The organism is Streptomyces kanasensis (genome assembly GCF_043077165.1).
Classification (GTDB): Bacteria; Actinomycetota; Actinomycetes; order Streptomycetales; family Streptomycetaceae; genus Streptomyces; species Streptomyces changanensis.
In genome coordinates, this window is the sequence record NZ_JBIBSF010000008.1 from 318,848 (window position 1) to 339,156 (window position 20,309).

Consider the following 20,309-nt stretch of genomic DNA (forward strand, 5'->3'; position numbering starts at 1 on the left):
CCGGTGTCAATCAGCCCGCCACGACGGTGACTTCACCGATGCCGAGCGCCTCCACCGGCGCCTTGATCTGCGCGGCGTCACCCACGAGGACGGTGACGAGGCGGTCCTGCGGGAAGGCGCTCACGACCGCGGCCGTGGCCTCCACCGTGCCCGTCGCGTCCAGGCGCTGGTACAGCCGGGCCTGGAAGTCGTCCGGCAGGTGCTGCTCGACCTGGTCGGCGAGCGTGGCCGCGACGGACGCCGCCGTCTCGTACTTGAGCGGCGCCACGCCCACCAGGTTGTGCACGGCGGCGTCACGCTCCGCGTCGGTCAGCCCCTCGGCCGCGAGGGTCCGCAGCACCTTCCACAGGTCCTCCAGGGCGGGGCCGGTGTTGGGGGTGTCCACCGAGCCGCTGATGGCGAGCATCGCCGCGCCCGAACCGTCCGGCAGCGACCGCAGGACCTGACCGAAGGCCCGCACGCCGTAGGTGTAGCCCTTCTCCTCGCGCAGGACGCGGTCCAGGCGCGAGGTGAGGGTGCCGCCCAGGCAGTACGTGCCGACGATCTGGGCCGGCCACACGCTGTCGTGCCGGTCGGGGCCGACGCGGCCGATGAGCAGCTGCGTCTGCACGGCTCCCGGCCGGTCCACGATGACGACGCGACCGGTGTCGTCGGCGGTGACGGCCGACGCGGCGCGCTCCCGGGGCGCGTCGCCCGTCCACGCGCCGAGCGTGTCGCCGAGGACGGCGTCCAGGTCGATCCCGGTCAGGTCGCCGACGACGACCGCCGTCGCCGACGCGGGACGGACATGGGCCTCGTAGAAGGCGCGCACGGCCGCGGCGTCGATCCGGGCGACGGTGTCCTCGGAGCCCTGGCGGGGACGGGACATCCGCGAGGTGGCCGGGAACAGCTCGGCGGAGAGCTGCTTGGCGGCGCGGCGCGCCGGGTTGGCCGTCTCGTGCGGGATCTCGTCGAGCCGGTTCCGCACGAGGCGCTCGACCTCGCCGTCGACGAAGGCGGGGGCCCGCAGCGCGTCCGCGAGCAGCCCGAGGGCCTTGTGCAGCCGGGAGGCCGGCACCTCCAGCGAGACCCGCACGCCCGGGTGGTCGGCGTGCGCGTCGAGCGTCGCGCCGCAGCGCTCCAGCTCGGCGGCGAACTCCTCCGCGGAGTGCTTGTCGGTGCCCTCGGACAGGGCGCGCGCCATGATCGTGGCGACGCCGTCGAGGCCCTCCGGCTCGGCGTCCAGCGGGGCGTCCAGGACGATCTCCACGGCGACGACCTGCTGGCCGGGACGGTGGCAGCGCAGGACGGTCAGCCCGTTGTCCAACCGGCCCCGCTCCGGGGCGGGGAAGGCCCACACGCGGGGCGCGCCGGCCTGCGGCTGCGGGTGGAATTCCATGCTGGTCAGAGACACGGCAGCGTCGCTCACTGGTCCGTACCCTCCTCGTCGTCGCTGTCGGTCGGGTCGCCGTCGGCGCCCTTGGCGGGCTCATAGACGAGCACCGCGCGGTTGTCCGGGCGCAGCCGCTGGGCGGCGACCTCCCGGACCTCCTCCGCGGTGACGTCCAGGACGCGCCGGACGGCGGTGAGGGCGAGCTGCGGGTCACCGAAGAGGACGGCGAAGCGGCACAGTTCGTCCGCGCGGCCGGCGACCGTGCCCAGGCGGTCCAGCCACTCGCGCTCCAGCTGCGCCTGGGCCCGCTCCATCTCCTCGGCCGTGGGGCCCTCGGCGGCGAACCGGGCGAGCTCCTCGTCCACGGCCGCCTCGATCTCCGGCACCTCCACGCCGGCGGACGTCTTGACGTCCAGCCAGCCGAGCGAGGGGGCGCCGGCCAGTCGCAGCAGGCCGAAGCCCGCGCCGACGGCGGTGCGGTCGCGACGGACGAGCCGGTTGTGCAGCCGGGACGACTCGCCGCCGCCCAGGACGGTCAGCGCGAGGTCGGCGGCGTCGCACGCGCGCGTGCCGTCGTGCGGGAGGCGGTAGGCGGCCATCAGGGCGCGCGCGGGGACGTCCTCCTCGACGACCTGGCGGAGCTGCTCGCCGATGACGTCCGGCAGCGTGCCGTCCCGCGGGGCGGGCTTGCCGTCGTGGGACGGGATGGAGCCGAAGTACTTCTCGACCCAGGCGAGCGTCTGCTCGGGGTCGATGTCGCCGACGACGGACAGCACGGCGTTGTTCGGCGCGTAGTACGTGCGGAAGAAGGCGCGGGCGTCGTCGAGGGTGGCCGCGTCCAGGTCCGCCATCGAGCCGATCGGCGTGTGGTGGTAGGGGTGGCCGTCCGGGTAGGCGAGGGCCGTCAGCCGCTCGAACGCGGTGCCGTACGGGACGTTGTCGTACCGCTGGCGGCGCTCGTTCTTGACGACGTCCCGCTGGTTCTCCATCGAGTCGTCGTCCAGTGCGGCGAGCAGGGAGCCCATGCGGTCGGCCTCCAGCCAGAGCGCGAGCTCCAGCTGGTGGGCGGGCATGGTCTCGAAGTAGTTGGTGCGCTCGAAGCTGGTGGTGCCGTTGAGCGAGCCGCCGGCGCCCTGCACCAGCTCGAAGTGCCCGTTCCCCCGGACCTGCTGGGAACCCTGGAACATCAGGTGCTCGAAGAGGTGGGCCAGGCCGGTGCGGCCCTTGACCTCGTGGCGGGAGCCGACGTCGTACCAGAGGCACACCGCGGCGACCGGGGTCAGGTGGTCCTCGGAGAGCACCACGCGCAGGCCGTTGGCCAGCCGGTGCTCGGTCGCTGTCAGGCCGCCGGAGCCGGCCTCGGCCGTGGCCGTGTGACCCATGGGCATGTACGTCCCTTCGATCGCGTCATGGAAAAGTCCTGCCACTGTATGCAAGCGCGCCACCGCACGGCGAAGTTCCCGGCAAGCTGCGGGGTCCCTCTTCCGGGTCGCGGTCGGTCCTGTCAGTGGGACGGTCCACAATGGTCGGCGTCAGATCCACCTTGGTGAAGGAGCCGCAGCAGCGATGGCCCGCCGCAGCACGAAGACCGCGCCGCCCGACGACTTCGAGGAGCGCATCCTCGACATCGACGTCGTCGACGAGATGCAGGGCTCCTTCCTCGAGTACGCGTACTCGGTGATCTACTCCCGGGCCCTGCCGGACGCACGGGACGGCATGAAGCCCGTGCACCGCCGGATCGTCTACCAGATGAACGAGATGGGCCTGCGTCCCGAGCGCGGCTTCGTCAAGTGCGCCCGCGTCGTCGGCGAGGTGATGGGCAAGCTCCACCCGCACGGTGACGCGTCGATCTACGACGCGCTGGTGCGCATGGCGCAGCCGTTCTCGATGCGCCTGCCCCTCGTCGACGGCCACGGCAACTTCGGTTCCCTCGGCAACGACGACCCGCCGGCGGCCATGCGGTACACCGAGTGCCGGATGGCCGACGCGACGTCCCTGATGACGGAGTCGATCGAAGAGGACACCGTCGACTTCGTCCCGAACTACGACGGGCAGGAGCGCGAACCGATCGCCCTCCCCGCCGCCTTCCCGAACCTGCTGGTCAACGGCGCCTCCGGGATCGCCGTCGGCATGGCCACCAACATGCCCCCGCACAACCTGGGCGAGGTCATCGCCGCCGCCCGGCACCTGATCAAGCACCCCGGCGCCGACCTCGAGACGCTCATGCGCTTCGTGCCCGGCCCGGACCTGCCGACCGGCGGCCGGATCGTGGGCCTCTCGGGCATCCGGGACGCGTACGCGTCGGGCCGCGGCTCGTTCAAGATCCGCGCGACGGTGACGGTGGAGAACGTGACGGCGCGCCGCAAGGGCCTCGTCGTCACGGAGCTGCCGTTCGCGGTCGGCCCGGAGAAGGTCATCGCCAAGATCAAGGACCTGGTCGGCGCGAAGAAGCTCCAGGGCATCGCCGACGTCAAGGACCTCACCGACCGCGAGCACGGACTGCGGCTCGTCATCGAGGTGAAGAACGGCTTCGTCCCCGAGGCGGTGCTGGAGCAGCTGTACAAGCTGACGCCGATGGAGGAGTCCTTCGGCATCAACAACGTCGCCCTGGTCGACGGCCAGCCCCTCACGCTGGGCCTCAAGGAGCTGCTGGAGGTCTACCTGGACCACCGCTTCGAGGTGGTGCGGCGGCGCAGCGAGTTCCGGCGCGGCAAGAAGCGGGACCGGCTGCACCTGGTCGAGGGGCTGCTGGTGGCCCTCATCGACATCGACGAGGTGATCCGGCTGATCCGGTCGAGCGAGAACTCCGCGCAGGCCAAGGAGCGGCTGATCGAGCGCTTCTCGCTGAGCGACGTCCAGACCCAGTACATCCTCGACACGCCGCTGCGCCGCCTCACCAAGTTCGACCGGCTGGAGCTGGAGGGCGAGCGGGACCGGCTGAAGGGCGAGATCGAGCAGTTGACGCGCATCCTGGAGTCGGACGCGGAGCTGCGCCGGCTGGTCTCGTCGGAGCTGGCCACCGTGGCGAAGAAGTTCGGCACGGAGCGGCGCACGGTCCTGCTCCAGTCGGCGGGCTCCCCCGCCGCGGCCGTCCCGCTGGAGGTCGCCGACGACCCGTGCCGGGTGCTGCTGTCCTCGACGGGCCTGCTGGCGCGCACGGCGACGGCCGAACCGCTGCCGGAGGACGAGGGCAAGCGCGTGAAGCACGACGTCATCGTGTCGGCCGTGCCGGCGACGCAGCGCGGCACGGTCGGCGCGGTGACGTCCGGCGGGCGGCTGCTGCGCATCCCCGTGATCGACCTGCCGCAGCTGCCGGACACGGCGACGGCGCCGAACCTCTCGGGTGGCGCGCCGCTGGCGGAGTTCCTGACGCTGGAGAAGGACGAGACGGTCGTCTGCCTCACCACGCTCGACGAGTCGTCGCCCGGCCTCGCGCTGGGAACGCTCCAGGGCGTGGTGAAGCGGGTCGTGCCCGACTACCCGGCGAACAAGGACGAGCTGGAGGTCATCACCCTCAAGGAGGGCGACCGGATCGTCGGCGGCGCCGAGCTGCGGACCGGCGACGAGGACCTCGTCTTCATCACGTCCGACGCGCAGCTGCTGCGCTACCAGGCCGCCCAGGTGCGCCCGCAGGGCCGTCCCGCGGGCGGCGTGGCGGGGATCAAGCTGGCGGCGGGCGCGCGGGTCCTCTCGTTCACCGTGGTCGACCCGGCGGCGGACGCCCTCGTGTTCACGGTGGCGGGCGCGACCGGGCAGCTGGACGCCTCGATCGGCACGTCGGCGAAGCTGACGCCGTTCGACCAGTACCCGCGCAAGGGGCGGGCGACCGGCGGCGTGCGCTGCCACCGGTTCCTGAAGGGCGAGGACGTGCTGGTGCTGGCCTGGGCGGGCGCGGCGCCGGCCAAGGCGGCCCAGAAGAACGGGATGCCGGTCGAGCTGCCGGACGTCGACCCGCGCCGGGACGGCTCGGGCACGCCGCTGGTCAAGCCGGTGGCCGTCCTGGCGGGGCCCGTCGCACAAGGGGCGTGACGGGCAGGGGGCGTGGCGTCCGCCGGGTGGTGGGCCGCGCCCCCTGCCGTCGTCCGTCAGGCGCCGTACGGGGCGTGTGCGCCGCCGTACGGGGCGGGGTGCGGGTCGTCCGGCTCGGGGGCCGGGTCGGGGTCGTCCGGGTCCGGGTCGTCGGCGTACGAGTCCGGGTCCGGGTGGGAATCCGGGTCCGGGTCCGGGTCCCCGTAGGCGTCGGGATCCGCGTACGGGTCGGGGCCGGGGTCCGCGTAGGCGTCGGGATCCGCGTACGGGTCGGGGCCGGGGTCCCCGTAGGCGTCCGGGCCCGCGTACGGGTCGGCCTCCACGTCGGCGTAGGCGTCCGGGTCGGGGGCAGGCCCGGGGGCCGTGGCGGCCGCCGCCGGGGCCCCGCCCGTCGCGGCGGCGCCGTCCGGGTCGTCGCCGGGCTCGCGCACGGCCTGCGGGTCCCCGTCGACCGGATCGGGCTCGGGCACGTACCGCAGGACCCCCCACAGGGCGTGCTCCTCCGGCACGTCGTGCGGGCCCGCCACCCGGCAGGCGTCGAGGCCCCGCAGCAGGGCCGCGCCGTCCGTGCCGGAGCCGATCAGGACGAGCTCGGTCAGCCGCTCCCCCGGCGGCCAGGGCTGGGGGTAGAAGCGCAGGAAGCGGCCCACCGCGTGGACGGCGTACCGGTGGTCCGGGTCGGCGGCGCCGAAGTCGACGAACCCCTTGATCCGGTACAGCCCCTCGGGCCGCGAGTCCAGGAAGTCCATCAGCCGCCGCGGGTGCATCGGCTCCCCCGCCGTGAACGACACCGTCTCGTAGGCGGCGTGCGGGTGCTCCCGGTGGTCGCGTTCGTACGCGTCGGCGTACAGGTCCTCGAAGGAGAGCTGCCGGACGCCGTCCGGGTCCTCCTCGGGGCGGGCTGCCCGGTCGAAGAGCAGCTCCGGGTCGACCCGTCCGTGCGCCGCGGCGATCACCGCGGCCCGGTCGGCGACGCCCGTCACGGCGTCCACCACGCGCCGCAGCTCGGCCTCCGGCACCCGGTCGGCCTTGTTGACGACGACGAGGTCGGCGAGGGCGAGGTGCCGGTCCGTCTCCGGGTGCCGGGCGCGGGTCGCGTCGAACTCCGCGGCGTCCACGACCTCGACGAGCCCCCCGTACACCACCCGGCCGTTGTCGCTCGCGAGGATCATCCGGACCAGCTCCTGCGGCTCGGCCAGGCCGCTGGCCTCGATGACGATGACGTCGAGCCCCGCGCCGGGCCGGGTGAGCGTGTCCAGGTAGGTGTCGAGTTCGCTCGTGTCGACGGCGCAGCACAGACAGCCGTTGCCCAGGGAGACCGTCGAGCCGACCTGGCCGGCGACGGTCATGGCGTCGATCTCGATGGAGCCGAAGTCGTTGACCATCACGCCGATCCTGGTGCCCCGGGCGCTGCGCAGGAGGTGGTTGAGCAGGGTGGTCTTGCCGGATCCGAGGAATCCCGCGAGGACGACGACGGGGATCTGCTGCGCGCTCAAGGGGCACCTTTCACTCGGCCGCGGAGGAACGGAGGGTTCCTCAGGATAGGCGGGCGGGTGCCCGGTGTGGCGGCGGCCATTCCGCCCGGCGGCGTCGCCGTCTAGCGTGTCCCGCCATGTGCCCGGCCCTCCCTCCGCCCCCGCCCTCCCGCGGCTCCCCGCCCGTCCGGCCGCCGCGGCCGCCCCGGCTGCCGTTCGGCCGTCCGCGCCGCGTGTTCTCACAGGTGCTGCTGATCCAGCTGGCGGTGGCGGCCGGGGTGACGGTGCTGGTGACGGGGTTGTTCCTGGCGCCGCTGAGCAGCCAGCTGGACGACCAGGCGATGCGGCGGGCACTGGCCATCGCGCAGACGACGGCGTCGTCGCGGCTGGCCGGCGAGCTGCTGTCGTCGGCTCCCGCCGAGGACGGTCCGGTCCAGGCGGAGGCCGAGCGGATCCGGCGCGCCACGGGCGCGGAGTACGTGGTGGTGATGGACGTGCGGGGCGTCCGCTGGTCCCACCCGAACCCGGCCAGGATCGGCGAGGTGGTGTCGACCGACCCGAGCGGGGTGCTGGCGGGCCGGGACGTCCTGGAGATCGACAGCGGCACGCTCGGGCGTGCCGCCCGCGGCAAGTCACCGCTGCGGGACGGGGACGGGCGGATCGTCGGCGCGGTCTCCGTGGGCATCGCGTACGACAGCGTGCGGGGCCGGTTCCTCGCGGCGATCCCCCCGCTGCTCGCGTACGCGGGCGGTGCCCTGGCGGCGGGGGCGCTGGCCGCGTGGCTGATCGCCCGGCGGATCCAGCGGCAGACGCGGGACCTGGCGTTCTCCGACATCGCGGCGTTGCTGGCCGAGCGGGAGGCGATGTTGCACGGCATCCGCGAGGGCGTCGTCGCCCTGGACGGGGCCGGCCGCATCCGACTGGTCAACGACGAGGCGCAGCGGCTGCTGGACCTCGGGCCCGAGGTGACCGGGCGGCCACTGGAGGAGGTGCTCGGCGGCGGCCGTACCGCGGACGTGCTGGGGGGCCGGGTCACGGGCGGGGACCTGGTGGCGGTCCGGGGCCGGCGGGTGCTGGTGGCGAACCGGATGCCGACGCACGACGGCGGCGCGGTGGTGACCCTGCGGGACCGCACCGAGCTGGAGCGGCTGGGGCGCGAGCTGGACGCGACGCACGGCCTGATCGACGCGCTGCGGGCACAGGACCACGAGCACGCCAACCGGATGCACACGCTCCTGGGGCTGCTGCAGCTGGAGATGTACGACGACGCGGTCGAGTACCTGGTCGAGGTGGCGGACGTGCGGCGGGCCACCGCCGAGCAGGTCACCGAGAAGGTGCACGACCCGCTGGTCGCGGCACTGCTGGTGGGCAAGGCCACGGTGGCGGCCGAACGCGGCGTGGCCCTGCGGGTCTCCCCCGGCTCGCTGCTGCCCGACCGGCTGGTCGCGCCGGGCGAGGTGGTGACGGTGGTGGGCAACCTCGTGGACAACGCCGTGGACGCGGCGGCCGGATCACGGGGCGCCGCGGTCGAGGTGGAGCTGGTGGCGCGGGGGCGCACGGCGGTGCTGCGGGTCTCCGACACCGGGCCGGGCGTCCCGTCGAACCACCGGGAGGCGGTCTTCACGGAGGGCTGGTCCACCAAGCGGAAGCCGTCCCACGGCGCCGGCCGTGGCCTGGGCCTCCCCCTGGTGCGCCGGCTCGCGGAGCGCCACGGGGGCGGCGTACGGGTGGGCACGGCGGCGGGCGGCGGCGCGGAGTTCACGGTGACCCTGCCCGAGGCCCTCGCGGAACCCGCCCCGTCCCCGGCGGGTCCCGAACCCGGCCCCCCTGGGGCAGCCGTACCACCCACGGCGGGAGCCGTGCCCGCGGGGGCAGCCGTGCCCACGAGGGGGGCCGTGCCCGCGAGGGGGGCCTCCCCGGTGGGACCCGAGCCCTCCGGGGCGCCGGAGCCCGGACTCACGGACGTACCGGATCCGGGGGCCCCGGGGGCACCGCTGCCGGGGGGCGCGGGCGTACCGGACGTACCGGAGCCGCCGCCCGGGCTCCCGGGGGAACCGGCGCCGGGCCCCGGGCCGGGCTCCTCGCCCGGGGCGGTGGGGGCGCCCGCACCGGACCCCGCGGCCGGGCCCGGTGGGTGCCCGTAGGTGGTGCCGTCCGACCGCCCGGTCAGCGCAGGGCGGCGAGCACGGCGTCGGCCATCGCCCGTTCACCCGCCGCGTTCGGGTGGAACGGCGCGGCGGCGTTGGTGAAGAGCGGTTCCATCCACCGCGTCCCGGCCGGCTTGCAGGCGTCGTGGCCGATCGACTTGGTGTAGGTGTCGACGTACACGGCCCCCCGCTGGGCGGCCTGGGTGGCGATCATCGCGTTCAGGCGCTTGTGGGTGTCGCGCAGCCACGGGGCGTCGCCCTTGGCGATCGAGACGACGGTCGGGCAGTTGGTGCCGTCGTCGGGAAGTATCGCGGGATAGCCGGTGACCAGGATCGTCGCGTGCGGCGCGCGCTGGCGGACGCCGTCGATGGCCCCCGCGATCTTCGGGGCGGTGGCGTTGATGGTGGCGGCCAGCTGGTCGGTGCCGGTCCAGGTGTAGCTGCTCTTGCAGGGCGAGCCGAACGGGTTGAACAGGCCGAGGCTCACGCACCGGACGATGATGTCGGCGAAGCCGATGTCGTTGCCGCCGATGGTGAGGGTGACCACGTCCGTGTCGGCACTCAGCGCCTCGAACTGGGGCGGTGCCGAGGCGTTCTGTGCGGTCGTCATGTGCACGGTGGTGGCACCGCCGCAGGAGACGTCCCGGTGCGCGGTTGGGGTCAGCGAGGCGCGCACCAGCGCCGGGTAGTTGCGGTCGGAGCGCATGCAGGCCGAGTCGACCTGGTCGGGCACGCCGGCCGCCGAGGCGAACGAGTCGCCCAGCGCGACGTAGCGGTCGACCGACGTCTCGGCGCCCGCGGCGGGGCCGGCGCCGAGCGCGGCCGTGGCCAGCGCGGCCGCGGCGGTGGTGGTGGCGGCGAGGACGGTACGGGCGCGGCGGCCCGGGGGGACGGAACGCATGGCGGTGCCTCTTTCGGTGGGGGTGGAGGCGTCGCCCCCGGCGGGCGGGAGGCCGGGGGCGAACGGGGGGCGGCAGGCGGTCCCGTCCGGCCTGCCGTGTCATGAGGCACTGCGCGCAGTTACTGGTGCGTACTACCGGTACGTAATATGTGGCGGTCGTGACGACCCGTCAAGACTTCGCGCAACGGCGGTCGGGGCTCCATCCGACCTGGGTCCGGACCCGCCCGGGGTCCGACCGGCCCGCCGGCCCGCCATCGACTTCCACCCTGGCGCCGGCCCCCGGCCCGGGTCGCCCGCGCCCGCTCTGGTCCACTCGCGCCCGCGTCCGTCACGCCGCGCCCGCGCCGGTCCGCCCGGGCCCGCGCCCGCGTCGGACCGCCGGCGCCCGCTCCCGCACGCCCGTCCCTCCCCGGCGGCGGTCAGGCTCCGGCCGTCCCCCGGACCGCGTCCGTCACGCCGCGCCCGCGCCGGTCAGGGCGCGTACCTCCGTCTCCGCGTGCTTGGCCGCGTCGGCCGGCTCGGGGGACGTGACCGTGCCGAGCCACCCCGCGAGGAAGCCGAGGGGGATGGAGACCACGCCCGGGTTCTGGAGCGGGAAGAGGTGGAAGTCGACGCCGGGGAAGAGCGCGCCGGGGCTGCCCGAGACCACGGGCGACAGCACGACGAGCACGACGGCCGGCACCAGCCCCCCGTACACGGACCACACCGCGCCGCGGGTGGTGAACCGGCGCCAGAACAGCGCGTACAGCAGGACGGGGAGGTTCGCCGACGCGGCGACCGCGAAGGCGAGCCCGACGAGGAACGCCACGTTCAGCCCCTGGGCCAGCAGGCCGAGTCCGATGGCGGCGGCCCCGATCACGGCGGCCGACACGCGCGCGACCGCGACCTCGCCGTACCGACCGGCGGGGCGGCCGTCCCGGTCCCGGGTGAACGAGGCGTACAGGTCGTGGGCGACGGACGTGGACGAGGCGAGGGTGATGCCGGCGACGACCGCGAGGATGGTCGCGAACGCCACGGCCGCGACCACCGCGAAGAGGACGGCCCCGCCGGTGGAGCCCGCTCCGCCACCGAGGTCGAGCGCGAGCAACGGCACGGCCGTGTTCCCGGCGGCGTTGGACGCCCGCACGGCGTCCGTGCCGACGATGGCGGCGGCCCCGAACCCGAGGACGATCGTCATCAGGTAGAAGCCGCCGATGAGGCCGATGGACCAGACGACCGAGCGCCGAGCCGACCGGGCCGTGGGCACGGTGTAGAAACGGGCGAGGATGTGGGGCAGGCCTGCCGTGCCGAGGACGAGGGCGATGCCGAGGCTGATGAAGTCGAGGCTGGCCGTCCGGTCCCCGCCGTAGGCGAGCCCGGGCGCGAGGAAGGCCGAACCGTGCCCGCTGCGTTCGGCCGCGCTGGTCAGCAGCGCGCCGAAGTCGCCGTGGAAGCGCAGCAGTACGAGCACGGTGAGCGCGCCGGCGCCCGCCATCAGCAGGACGGCCTTGACGATCTGGATCCACGTGGTGGCGCGCATGCCGCCCAGCGAGACGTAGACGACCATCAACGCGCCGACCCCGACGACCGTCCAGCTGCGAGCGGCGTCGCTGGTGCCGCCCAGGAGCAGGGCGACGAGGCTGCCCGCCCCGACCATCTGCGCCACGAGGTAGAGGAGCGACACGGCGACGGACGAGACGCCCACCGCGGTACGGACGCCCCGCTCGCCCATGCGGGCGGCGACGACGTCGGCGAGGGTGAAGCGCCCGCAGTTGCGCACGAGTTCGGCCACGAGGAGGAGGACGACCAGCCAGGCCACGAGGAAGCCGACGGAGTACAGCATCCCGTCGTACCCGTGGAGCGCGATGAGCCCGGAGATGCCGAGGAAGGAGGCGGCGGACATGTAGTCGCCGGAGATGGCGAAACCGTTCTCCATGGGGGAGAAGAGCCGGCCGCCGGTGTAGAACTCGTCCGCGCTGCCCTGCCGGCGACGGCTCGCCCAGGTGGTGATGGCGAGGGTGACCGCGACGAACGCGCCGAACAGCAGCAGGGCCAGGGTCTGGTGGTCACCGGTCACGGCGCGTCTCCCGGGTCATCTCCTGCGTGTCCCAGCGCAGTTCCAGCGCGGCGCGGTCCCGGTGGACGCGGGCGTGCCGGGTGTAGGCCCAGGTCAGCACGAAGGTGGTGAGGAACTGGCCGAGGCCGGCGATCATCGCCACGTTCACCGCGCCGACGACCGGGCGGGCCATCAGACCGGGCGCGGCGGTCGCGATGACGACGTAGGCGAGGTACCAGCCGAGGAAGACGAGGGCGGCCGGGCCGACGAACCGGCGGTAACGGCGGCGCACCTCCTGGAAAGCGGGACTGCGTTGGACCTCCAGGTAGACGTCGGCCGCGCCGGCCCGCCGCCCGCCCGTGTCCGACGCCTCCGACCACCCCCCGGCACCGCCGCCCCCCGGTACGGCGGGGGCGGGGCCGGGGACGACGGAGGTGGCCCCTGGTACGGCGGGGGCGGGACCCTGTACGGCGGGGGCGGGGCCCGCGGTGCCGGCGTGGCGCGCCGCACCTCCCGCGCCCGCCACTCCGCCCGCGGCTGCGGCGCCTGCCGGTCCCGCCCCGACGGCCGTGCCCCCCGCGCCACCGCCCGCGCCCGTCATGTCCCCCGGGTCCACCGGGCCCGCGGTGCCCGTCGCGCCCGCCTCCCGGCCCGGTTCGCCCCATCCGGACGCCAGCGCGTCGTACCAGGGGTCTTCGATGCGCGTCGCGGCGGCGTCGCGTCCTTCCCAGTTGTCCACCGGTAACTCTCCTTGTCAGCGAACCGTTTCGGCCGCGTGGCCAAGCATGGGCAGAACGGGAAGTTCCCGGACTCTCCTCCCGCCCCTTTCACCCCATCAGGTGACGCGGCAGCCGAGCCGGAGCGCACGGGGAACGCAGAAGCCCACCGGCCGGAAGGAGTTCCGGTCGGTGGGCTTCGGTGTGTCCGGCGCGGCGGAGGGCGCCGCGGCGGTGCGCTCAGGCGTCGATGCGCGAGCGGTCCAGCGTCGCGGCGGAGCTCGTGATGAACTCCTTGCGGGGGGCGACGTCGTTGCCCATGAGCAGGTCGAAGACCTGCTCGGCCGCCTCCAGGTCGCCGATGTTGATGCGCCGCAGGGTGCGGTGGCGCGGGTCCATGGTGGTCTCCGCCAGCTGGTCGGCGTCCATCTCGCCGAGGCCCTTGTAGCGCTGGATGGAGTCCTTGTACCGGACGCCCTTGCGCTGGAACTCCAGCAGCGTCTGGCGCAGTTCGCCGTCCGAGTACGTGTACACGTACTTGTCCTGGCCCTTCTTGGGCTGGACCAGCTCGATCCGGTGGAGCGGCGGCACCGCGGCGAAGACGCGGCCCGCCTCCACCATGGGCCGCATGTACCGCTGGAAGAGCGTGAGCAGCAGACAGCGGATGTGGGCGCCGTCGACGTCGGCGTCCACGAGGAGCACGATCTTGCCGTACCGGGCGGCGTCGATGTCGAAGGTCCGGCCTGAGCCCGCCCCTATGACCTGGATGATCGCCCCGCACTCGGCGTTCTTCAGCATGTCCGACACGGACGACTTCTGGACGTTGAGGATCTTGCCGCGGATGGGCAGCAGGGCCTGGAACTCGCTGTTCCGGGCGAGCTTGGCCGTGCCGAGCGCCGAGTCGCCCTCGACGATGAACAGCTCGCTGCGCTCCACGTCGTCACTGCGGCAGTCGGCGAGCTTGGCCGGCAGCGACGAGGTCTCCAGCGCGGTCTTCCGGCGCTGGGCCTCCTTGTGCTGGCGGGCCGCGATCCGGGTGCGGGCGGCGGCGACGGCCTTCTCCAGTACGGCGCGGGCCTGGGCCTTCGCGTCACGCTTGGTGGAGGTGAGGAACGCCTTGAGCTCCTTGGCGACGACGTTGGCGACGATGCGGTTCGCCGCGGACGTGCCCAGGACCTCCTTCGTCTGCCCCTCGAACTGCGGCTCGGCGAGCCGGACCGTCACGACGGCGGTCAGGCCCTCCAGGGCGTCGTCCTTGACGATGTCGTCCTCGGCGACGCGCAGCAGCTTGGCGGCGCGCAGGACCTCGTTCACGGTCTTGGTCACGGCCCGCTCGAAGCCGGTGACGTGGGTGCCGCCCTTGGGGGTGGCGATGATGTTGACGAACGACCGGACCGTGCTGTCGTACCCCGTGCCCCAGCGCAGGGCGACGTCGACGCCGAGCTCACGCGTGACCTCGGTGGGCGTCATGTGGCCGCGCTCGTCGAGGACCGGGACGGTCTCCTTGAAGGTGCCCTGGCCGGTGAGGCGCAGCACGTCGGAGACGGGCTTGTCGGGTGCGAGGTACTCGCAGAACTCGCTGATGCCCCCGTCGAAGTGGAAGATCTCCTGGCTCTTGCCGATGCCCTCCAGATCGCGGTCGTCGCGGACGACGATGGTCAGCCCGGGCACGAGGAAGGCGGTCTGGCGGGCCCGCTGGTGCAGCGTCTCCAGGGAGAGCTTGGCGTCCTTGAGGAAGATCTGCCGGTCCGCCCAGTAGCGCACACGGGTGCCGGTGCGGGTCTTCGGGACGCGCTTGGTCTTGCGCAGGCCGTTCCCCGGGTCGAAGGGGGCGTCGGCGCCCGACTCGGTGAAGATCCCGGGCACGCCGCGGCGGAAGCTGATGGCGTGGGTGGAGCCGTTCCGGTCGACCTCGACGTCGAGGCGGGCGGAGAGCGCGTTCACCACGGAGGCGCCCACGCCGTGCAGACCGCCGGACGCGGCGTACGAGCCGCCGCCGAACTTGCCGCCGGCGTGCAGCTTGGTCATGACGACCTCGACGCCGGACAGGCCCGTCTTGGGCTCGACGTCCACGGGGATGCCGCGACCGTTGTCCCGGACCTCCACCGAGCCGTCCTCGTGGAGGATCACCTCGATGTTGTCGCAGTAGCCCCCGAGGGCCTCGTCCACGGAGTTGTCGATGATCTCCCAGATGCAGTGCATCAGGCCACGGCTGTCGGTGGATCCGATGTACATGCCGGGACGCTTGCGGACCGCTTCGAGCCCCTCGAGGACGAGCAGGTGCCGCGCGGTGTAGTTGGAACCGTCACGGTCTGCGGTCAGCAGAGCACTGGACGGAACAGACGTCTCGGCGGTCACGCGGTTCGCTCCTCGCTGAATTTGAGATCTTGCCCACGGGGGTAGGGCGGTCGGCTTCTGTGCCGGTCCGAGCGTACAGAGCCCAGGTAGAGCGGCTGTCACGCCACCCACGTGAACTGTCATGCTAGTCCAGAGTCGCATGGGTGTTCGATCCCTCGTCCGGGTGACGTGGACATCACGTTCCCTTCCAGGCATGAACCATTTAGGCTCCGGGCACGTCCTCCTGAACAACCGGCAACCCAGCCGGGGGGACATACCAGACAAGCAACGCGAAACCCGTAACGCACAGCGACACCGCAATACGGCTCATTCGCCGCCAACCGGCAGCAGACAGCCACCTTGAAAAAGTTTCGAGGAAAAGCCGCGAGCGGGAACGTTTTCGGCCTGGTTGGATGTTGACCCTGGTACGACAGCTCGTCGAGCTAGAGAAGAGGCGACGTGACTACTGTTCTGACCCCCGCGAGCCAGCTGACGGCCGCCGACCGTTGCGACCGCTGCGGCGCCCAGGCATATCTGCGCGTCGTGCTGTCCAGCGGTGGCGAACTGCTCTTCTGCGCCCACCACGGCCGCAAGTTCGAGCCGGAACTGAAGAAGATCGCCGCGGAGATACAGGATGAGACGGACCGGCTCACCACCGTGCCGGCCGGAGCACCCGACGAGGACCGCTGACACGCGCATCCACGACGAGCCAGACCGGTCCAGGACCGGCCATCGGGCGGCCGCCCCCGTCACCGCGGGGTAGGCCGTCCGCGGCTTTTTCCGGTGACGCCGGAGGGTCCCGGACCGCCGGTGACGCGGGGCGGCACCCTGAGTGACGGCGGGGTGCCGCCCCGCTCCGTACGCAGCCGGCGTGCGGCGGCGTGCTGCCGCCGCGCTCCGCCGACAGCACCACACCGGGCTGGCCCCTTCCGCGCCCTCCAGCGCCCCTTGGCGCAGCGGGCACGACACCGGCGGACGACTCCCGCCGGACGGACGGGGCCGGCGCCGACGGCCCCGCACACGAACCGCCCGGACAGGCCGGACGCGGCCCCGCTCGCGCAGCGCGCCGCCCGACTCGGGCCGGGCGTCCGCCCGCTCGAGGCGGAGTGTCCGCCCGTTCGGGACGGGCGCCGCCTGCTCGGCGCGGCTGTTCGCCGGCGCGGGACGGCCGCGTCCGACTCGGGCGCGCCGGCCCGTTCCGGCGGGTGTCCGCACGCTCGGGACCGAGGCCGGCCCACCAGGAGCCGCGGACCGACCTGCGTGTCCGGCCGGCGACCCCGTCCCTGCGCCGGCCCTCGCTCACGTGCCGGCGCGACCCGACCCCACCGCGTGCCGGCGGACGTCGATCCCCGCGCGACGGCGGAGGGTCTCGACGCGACGGCGTACGGCGGTTCCGGCACGACGGCGTACGCCCGTCACGCCGGTGGCAGGAGCGTCGAGGCCCGCGTGTAGACGCCCGGGCTGTCCGCGCGGCCGCAGCCGCTGCCCCAGGACACCAGGCCGATCAGGCGCCCGTGTGCCACCAGCGGCCCCCCGCTGTCGCCCTGGCAGGCGTCACGGCCCCCCTGGTCCGTGCCGGCGCACAGCATCGTGTCGGCCCGGTACCGCGCCGGCCCCTTCCCCGCCGGGTAGGCGCGGGCGCAGGACTCGTCGGGAAGGACGGACACCTCCGCGGCGTGGAGCCGGGAGGCGTACGTGCCCTGGCCGGTGGTGTCGCCCCAGCCGTACACGGTCGCCGCAGTACCGGGGGCGTAGGCGGCGTCCCCGGCGCGGGCGACGGGGATCGTGTAGCCGTCCGGCAGGCGCTGGGCGAGGGTCAGGACGGCGACGTCGCCGGAGTTCGAGTCGGGGTCGTACGCCGGGTTGATCCAGATCGCGCTCACCGGGACCTCGTACCCGCCGGGCCCGAGCAGCGAGGAGCGGCCGGCGATGACCTTGAGGTCCTCCAGCCGGTCCGGCGCCACCCCGAGCACGTCCTCCCGGAGGCAGTGCGCCGCCGTGGCGACCTTCGCCGGGGCGATCACCACGCCACCGCAGAACTGGCCGGCCCGCGTACGCCCGAACCGGTCACGGCTGGACAGGGCGACCACCCACGGCGCGTCCGCGACCTGGGCCGTGTGCCCCCCGACGACGCCACCGTCCGCGACGGCCGGGGCGGGCGCCATGAGCGCGGCCACGGCCGCCGCCGCGGCCACGACCCCGACCGCTGCCCGCCTGCTGCTGATGGGATGACGCGTTCCGCGCATTCGGCCTCCTGACCCAGGGTTGCATGTCACCCACTCAGCGTCAGCCACCGAGCGGGCGACCGCACCCCGCAACGCCGGAGGGCCCGGTTCCTTTTCCGGAACCGGGCCCTGTCGTGCGTCGAGCGGGACGTGCCCGCGGACCACTCAGTCGAGGTAGTCGCGGAGCACCTGGGAGCGGGACGGGTGGCGCAGCTTCGACATGGTCTTGGACTCGATCTGGCGGATCCGCTCACGGGTCACGCCGTAGACCTTGCCGATCTCGTCGAGCGTCTTCGGCTGGCCGTCCGTGAGGCCGAAGCGCATGGAGACGACACCCGCCTCGCGCTCGGAGAGCGTGTCGAGCACGGAGTGCAGCTGCTCCTGCAGCAGGGTGAAGCTCACCGCGTCGGCCGGCACGACCGCCTCGGAGTCCTCGATCAGGTCACCGAACTCGCTGTCGCCGTCCTCGCCGAGCGGGGTGTGCAGCGAGATCGGCTCACGGCCGTACTTCTGGACCTCGATGACCTTCTCGGGGGTCATGTCGAGCTCCTTGGCCAGCTCCTCCGGCGTGGGCTCGCGGCCCAGGTCCTGGAGCATCTGGCGCTGGACGCGCGCGAGCTTGTTGATGACCTCGACCATGTGCACCGGGATGCGGATGGTGCGGGCCTGGTCGGCCATGGCGCGGGTGATCGCCTGGCGGATCCACCACGTGGCGTACGTGGAGAACTTGTAGCCCTTGGTGTAGTCGAACTTCTCGACGGCGCGGATCAGACCGAGGTTGCCCTCCTGGATCAGGTCCAGGAAGAGCATGCCGCGGCCCGTGTAGCGCTTGGCCAGGGAGACGACCAGGCGGAGGTTGGCCTCCAGCAGGTGGTTCTTGGCGCGCCGGCCGTCCTCGGCGATGATCTCCAGCTCGCGCTTGAGCTTCGGCGCCAGCTTGTCGGCGTTCGCCAGCTTGTCCTCGGCGAAGAGACCGGCCTCGATGCGCTTGGCGAGCTCGACCTCCTGCTCGGCGTTGAGCAGCGGGACCTTGCCGATCTGCTTGAGGTAGTCCTTGACCGGGTCGGCGGTGGCGCCGGCGACGGCGACCTGCTGCGCGGGGGCGTCGTCCTCGTCCTCGTCGGAGAGGACGAAGCCCTTGGCCTCGCCTTCGGGCTCCTCTTCCTCGCCCTTGGCCGGCTGGACGTCCTCGAGCAGCTCCTCGCCCTCGATGATCTCGTCGGCGTCCTTCTTGGCCGCGGTCTTCTTCGCCGTCGTCTTCTTGGCCGTCGTCTTCTTCACGGCCGTCGCCTTCTTGGCGGCGGTCTTCTTGGCGGCGGTCTTCTTCGCAGGGGTACCGGCCTCGTCGACCGGGGCGTCCTCGCTCGGGGCCGCCGGCGCCGCCGGAGCGGACGCGGTCGTCCTGGCCGCGGTCGTCCTGGCGGTGACGGTCTTGGTGGCGGTGCGCTTCGCCGGGCTCTTCGCTGCGACGCTCTTGCGGGCGCGCTTCGGCGACTCCGCTGCACTGACCATCAGCGTCACACCCTCTTCCTCGAGGATCTGATTGAGGCTGCGCAGAACATTCTTCCACTGGGTTGGCGGAATCTGGTCAGCCTCGAAGGCCCGACGCACGTCATCGCCCGCGATCTGCCCATCAGCCTTTCCCCGCTCGATGAGCGCCATCACAGACTCGGACTCGGCGATCTCCGGCGGGAGCGTACGGGATGTGCTGGCCGACACGAACAACCTCTCGGAACGATGGAAACGGCTTCCGGCCCCGCCCATGATCGGGCCGGAGCCGACGACCGCCGGCGGGGAATGAGCCGACGACGCGGGCTGAACCTCGGAGGTGGACAGCGCCGTGATCGGCGCCTGTATTCCCTCCTCGGCTGTCACCTCTTAGGTCATCGCCGTGCTTCGAGGAGCGTTACGCCCAATCCGCGTGGCCCGAGTCACACCGCATAACGGCGCACACAGGGCGTACGAGGGCATCACCCCGCAATCCCGTCACCGGTCCGTGCCGCCGGACCCGGGTGGTCCGATCCTGTCGGGTACCCCGAGGGGCCGGCGGCACGCCCCCGAACGACGCTTCCGTGTGCCGTGTGACACCGTGCGCGCTCCCCGCGCCCACGGTCGGCGCTCAGTGCTCGCGGGGAGCGGGGACGACCCGCTCCACGTCGGGCTGGACGGTGAGGAGCTGCCGCATGGCCCCCTCGGCGGCGGGGCCGTCGCCGGCGGCGAGGGCCTCGACGATGCGGGCGTGGTGGGAGATGCAGGACTCGCCGGGGCGGTCGCAGCTGATCGCCGGGGCGCCGGACACCTGGAGCGCCGCGGAGACGATCCCGGAGAGGTGCTCCAGCATGCGGTTGCCCGCGAGCTGGATGAGAAGGGAGTGGAACTCGGCGTCGGCGCGCGAGAACGTGATCGCGTCGCCCTGCGCGAAGGCGTGGCCCATGATCTCCACCATGTCCGCGAGGCGCTGCTGGAGGTCTTCGCGGCTGTGGCCCGCGGCCAGCCTGGCGGCCAGGGGCTCGATGGTCCAGCGCAGCTCGGCCAGCTCCCGGCGCTGGTCGTCGCGCTGCGGCCCGAAGGCCCGCCACTCGATGATGTCGGGGTCGAGGAGGTTCCAGTCGCTGACCGGGCGGACGCGGGTGCCGACGTTCGGCCGGGCGCTGACGAGACCCTTCGCCTCCAGGACGCGGAGGGACTCGCGGACGACGGTGCGGGAGACCTCGAACCGCTGGCCGATCTCCTCCGGGACGAGGGGGCGATCGGCACCGAGATCACCGGAGACGATCATCTGACCGAGCTGTTGGACGAGTTGCCCGTGGAGTCCGCGACCGCGGTTGCCCGCCGACCGGCGGCCCATGCGGCCCAACTCCGAATCGGCGGCGTCCCAGGACGGTGCGCCGACGCGGTCGGCGGCCGGCGCCTCCGCGTAGGGGTAGCGGTCGAGACCGCCCGGGGCGGCGAGGGAGGCCTCGGCGTGGCGGGCGGCGGTCATCATGGTGTGCGCAAGGGTACTCACGCATCCTTTGTCGGCGCCGCTCACGAACCCCTTGAGGTCTTTGGTGAAAAGCACACGAAAGGGTG

At 73.3% G+C, this 20,309-nt stretch carries 12 protein-coding genes and 1 pseudogene; 3 read left to right on the forward strand and 10 right to left on the reverse strand.

What is annotated here, in order from left to right:
- Positions 1-10 precede the first annotated feature (10 nt).
- Positions 11-1,378 (reverse strand): M16 family metallopeptidase, encoded by a 1,368-nt coding sequence (locus tag ACF053_RS21405; protein WP_391955428.1) that lies wholly within the window; start codon positions 1,376-1,378, stop codon positions 11-13.
- Positions 1,379-1,404: 26 nt separating this feature from the next.
- Positions 1,405-2,754 carry a M16 family metallopeptidase gene (locus ACF053_RS21410; RefSeq protein ID WP_391955429.1) on the reverse strand — a complete coding sequence of 450 codons (1,350 nt, stop codon included), beginning with the start codon at positions 2,752-2,754 and terminating at the stop codon, positions 1,405-1,407.
- Between the two features lie 184 nt (positions 2,755-2,938).
- Here ACF053_RS21410 and ACF053_RS21415 point away from each other — a divergent pair, with 184 nt between their 5' ends.
- Entirely contained in the window at positions 2,939-5,401 is a 2,463-nt protein-coding gene (locus ACF053_RS21415; RefSeq protein WP_391955362.1) for a DNA gyrase/topoisomerase IV subunit A, read from the forward strand.
- Positions 5,402-5,763: 362 nt separating this feature from the next.
- Here the strand turns inward: ACF053_RS21415 and ACF053_RS21420 are convergent.
- Positions 5,764-6,897, reverse strand: a pseudogene (locus ACF053_RS21420) (CobW family GTP-binding protein); the annotation flags it as partial.
- Positions 6,898-7,013: 116 nt separating this feature from the next.
- Between ACF053_RS21420 and ACF053_RS21425 the strand changes: the two are divergent.
- Positions 7,014-9,020 carry an ATP-binding protein gene (locus ACF053_RS21425; RefSeq protein ID WP_391955363.1) on the forward strand — a complete coding sequence of 669 codons (2,007 nt, stop codon included), beginning with the start codon at positions 7,014-7,016 and terminating at the stop codon, positions 9,018-9,020.
- Between the two features lie 22 nt (positions 9,021-9,042).
- On the opposite strand, the gene ACF053_RS21430 is transcribed toward ACF053_RS21425, so the two are convergent.
- The 4 genes from ACF053_RS21430 to ACF053_RS21445 form a co-directional block, all read right to left on the reverse strand.
- Positions 9,043-9,924 carry an SGNH/GDSL hydrolase family protein gene (locus tag ACF053_RS21430; protein ID WP_391955364.1) on the reverse strand — a complete coding sequence of 294 codons (882 nt, stop codon included), beginning with the start codon at positions 9,922-9,924 and terminating at the stop codon, positions 9,043-9,045.
- 451 nt (positions 9,925-10,375) lie between these two features.
- On the reverse strand, positions 10,376-11,980 hold the full coding sequence (locus tag ACF053_RS21435; protein ID WP_391955365.1) for a solute symporter family protein: 1,605 nt from the start codon (positions 11,978-11,980) through the stop codon (positions 10,376-10,378).
- Positions 11,970-12,485 (reverse strand): DUF485 domain-containing protein, encoded by a 516-nt coding sequence (locus ACF053_RS21440; protein ID WP_449336538.1) that lies wholly within the window; start codon positions 12,483-12,485, stop codon positions 11,970-11,972. The genes ACF053_RS21435 and ACF053_RS21440 overlap by 11 nt, the downstream gene beginning before the upstream one ends.
- Positions 12,486-12,915: 430 nt before the next feature.
- Entirely contained in the window at positions 12,916-15,033 is a 2,118-nt protein-coding gene (locus ACF053_RS21445; protein WP_391955366.1) for a DNA gyrase/topoisomerase IV subunit B, read from the reverse strand.
- A gap of 438 nt (positions 15,034-15,471) precedes the next feature.
- On the opposite strand from ACF053_RS21445, the gene ACF053_RS21450 reads away from it, so the two are divergent.
- The gene (locus ACF053_RS21450; protein ID WP_058943282.1) at positions 15,472-15,702 is read left to right on the forward strand and encodes a DUF7455 domain-containing protein; all 231 of its coding nucleotides are present in this window, start codon (positions 15,472-15,474) and stop codon (positions 15,700-15,702) included.
- Between the two features lie 725 nt (positions 15,703-16,427).
- Here ACF053_RS21450 and ACF053_RS21455 read toward each other — a convergent pair.
- From ACF053_RS21455 to ACF053_RS21465, 3 genes are all read right to left on the reverse strand, one after another.
- Positions 16,428-17,258: a S1 family peptidase gene (locus ACF053_RS21455; RefSeq protein ID WP_391955367.1), complete on the reverse strand. Its 831-nt coding sequence runs from the start codon at positions 17,256-17,258 to the stop codon at positions 16,428-16,430.
- A 144-nt stretch (positions 17,259-17,402) separates the two neighbouring features.
- The gene (locus tag ACF053_RS21460; protein WP_391955368.1) at positions 17,403-18,956 is read right to left on the reverse strand and encodes an RNA polymerase sigma factor; all 1,554 of its coding nucleotides are present in this window, start codon (positions 18,954-18,956) and stop codon (positions 17,403-17,405) included.
- Between the two features lie 400 nt (positions 18,957-19,356).
- Positions 19,357-20,298, reverse strand: a complete 942-nt coding sequence (locus ACF053_RS21465; RefSeq protein ID WP_391955369.1) for a FadR/GntR family transcriptional regulator — start codon at positions 20,296-20,298, stop codon at positions 19,357-19,359.
- Positions 20,299-20,309: the final 11 nt, after the last annotated feature.

Excerpts from the sequence above, each read along its gene's own strand:
- ACF053_RS21405 (WP_391955428.1), bottom strand. The coding sequence starts at position 1,378 with ATGGAATTCCACCCGCAGCCGCAGGCCGGCGCGCCCCGCGTGTGGGCC.
- ACF053_RS21410 (WP_391955429.1), bottom strand. The coding sequence starts at position 2,754 with ATGGGTCACACGGCCACGGCCGAGGCCGGCTCCGGCGGCCTGACAGCG.
- ACF053_RS21415 (WP_391955362.1), top strand. The coding sequence starts at position 2,939 with ATGGCCCGCCGCAGCACGAAGACCGCGCCGCCCGACGACTTCGAGGAG.
- ACF053_RS21425 (WP_391955363.1), top strand. The coding sequence starts at position 7,014 with ATGTGCCCGGCCCTCCCTCCGCCCCCGCCCTCCCGCGGCTCCCCGCCC.
- ACF053_RS21430 (WP_391955364.1), bottom strand. The coding sequence starts at position 9,924 with ATGCGTTCCGTCCCCCCGGGCCGCCGCGCCCGTACCGTCCTCGCCGCC.
- ACF053_RS21455 (WP_391955367.1), bottom strand. The coding sequence starts at position 17,258 with ATGCGCGGAACGCGTCATCCCATCAGCAGCAGGCGGGCAGCGGTCGGG.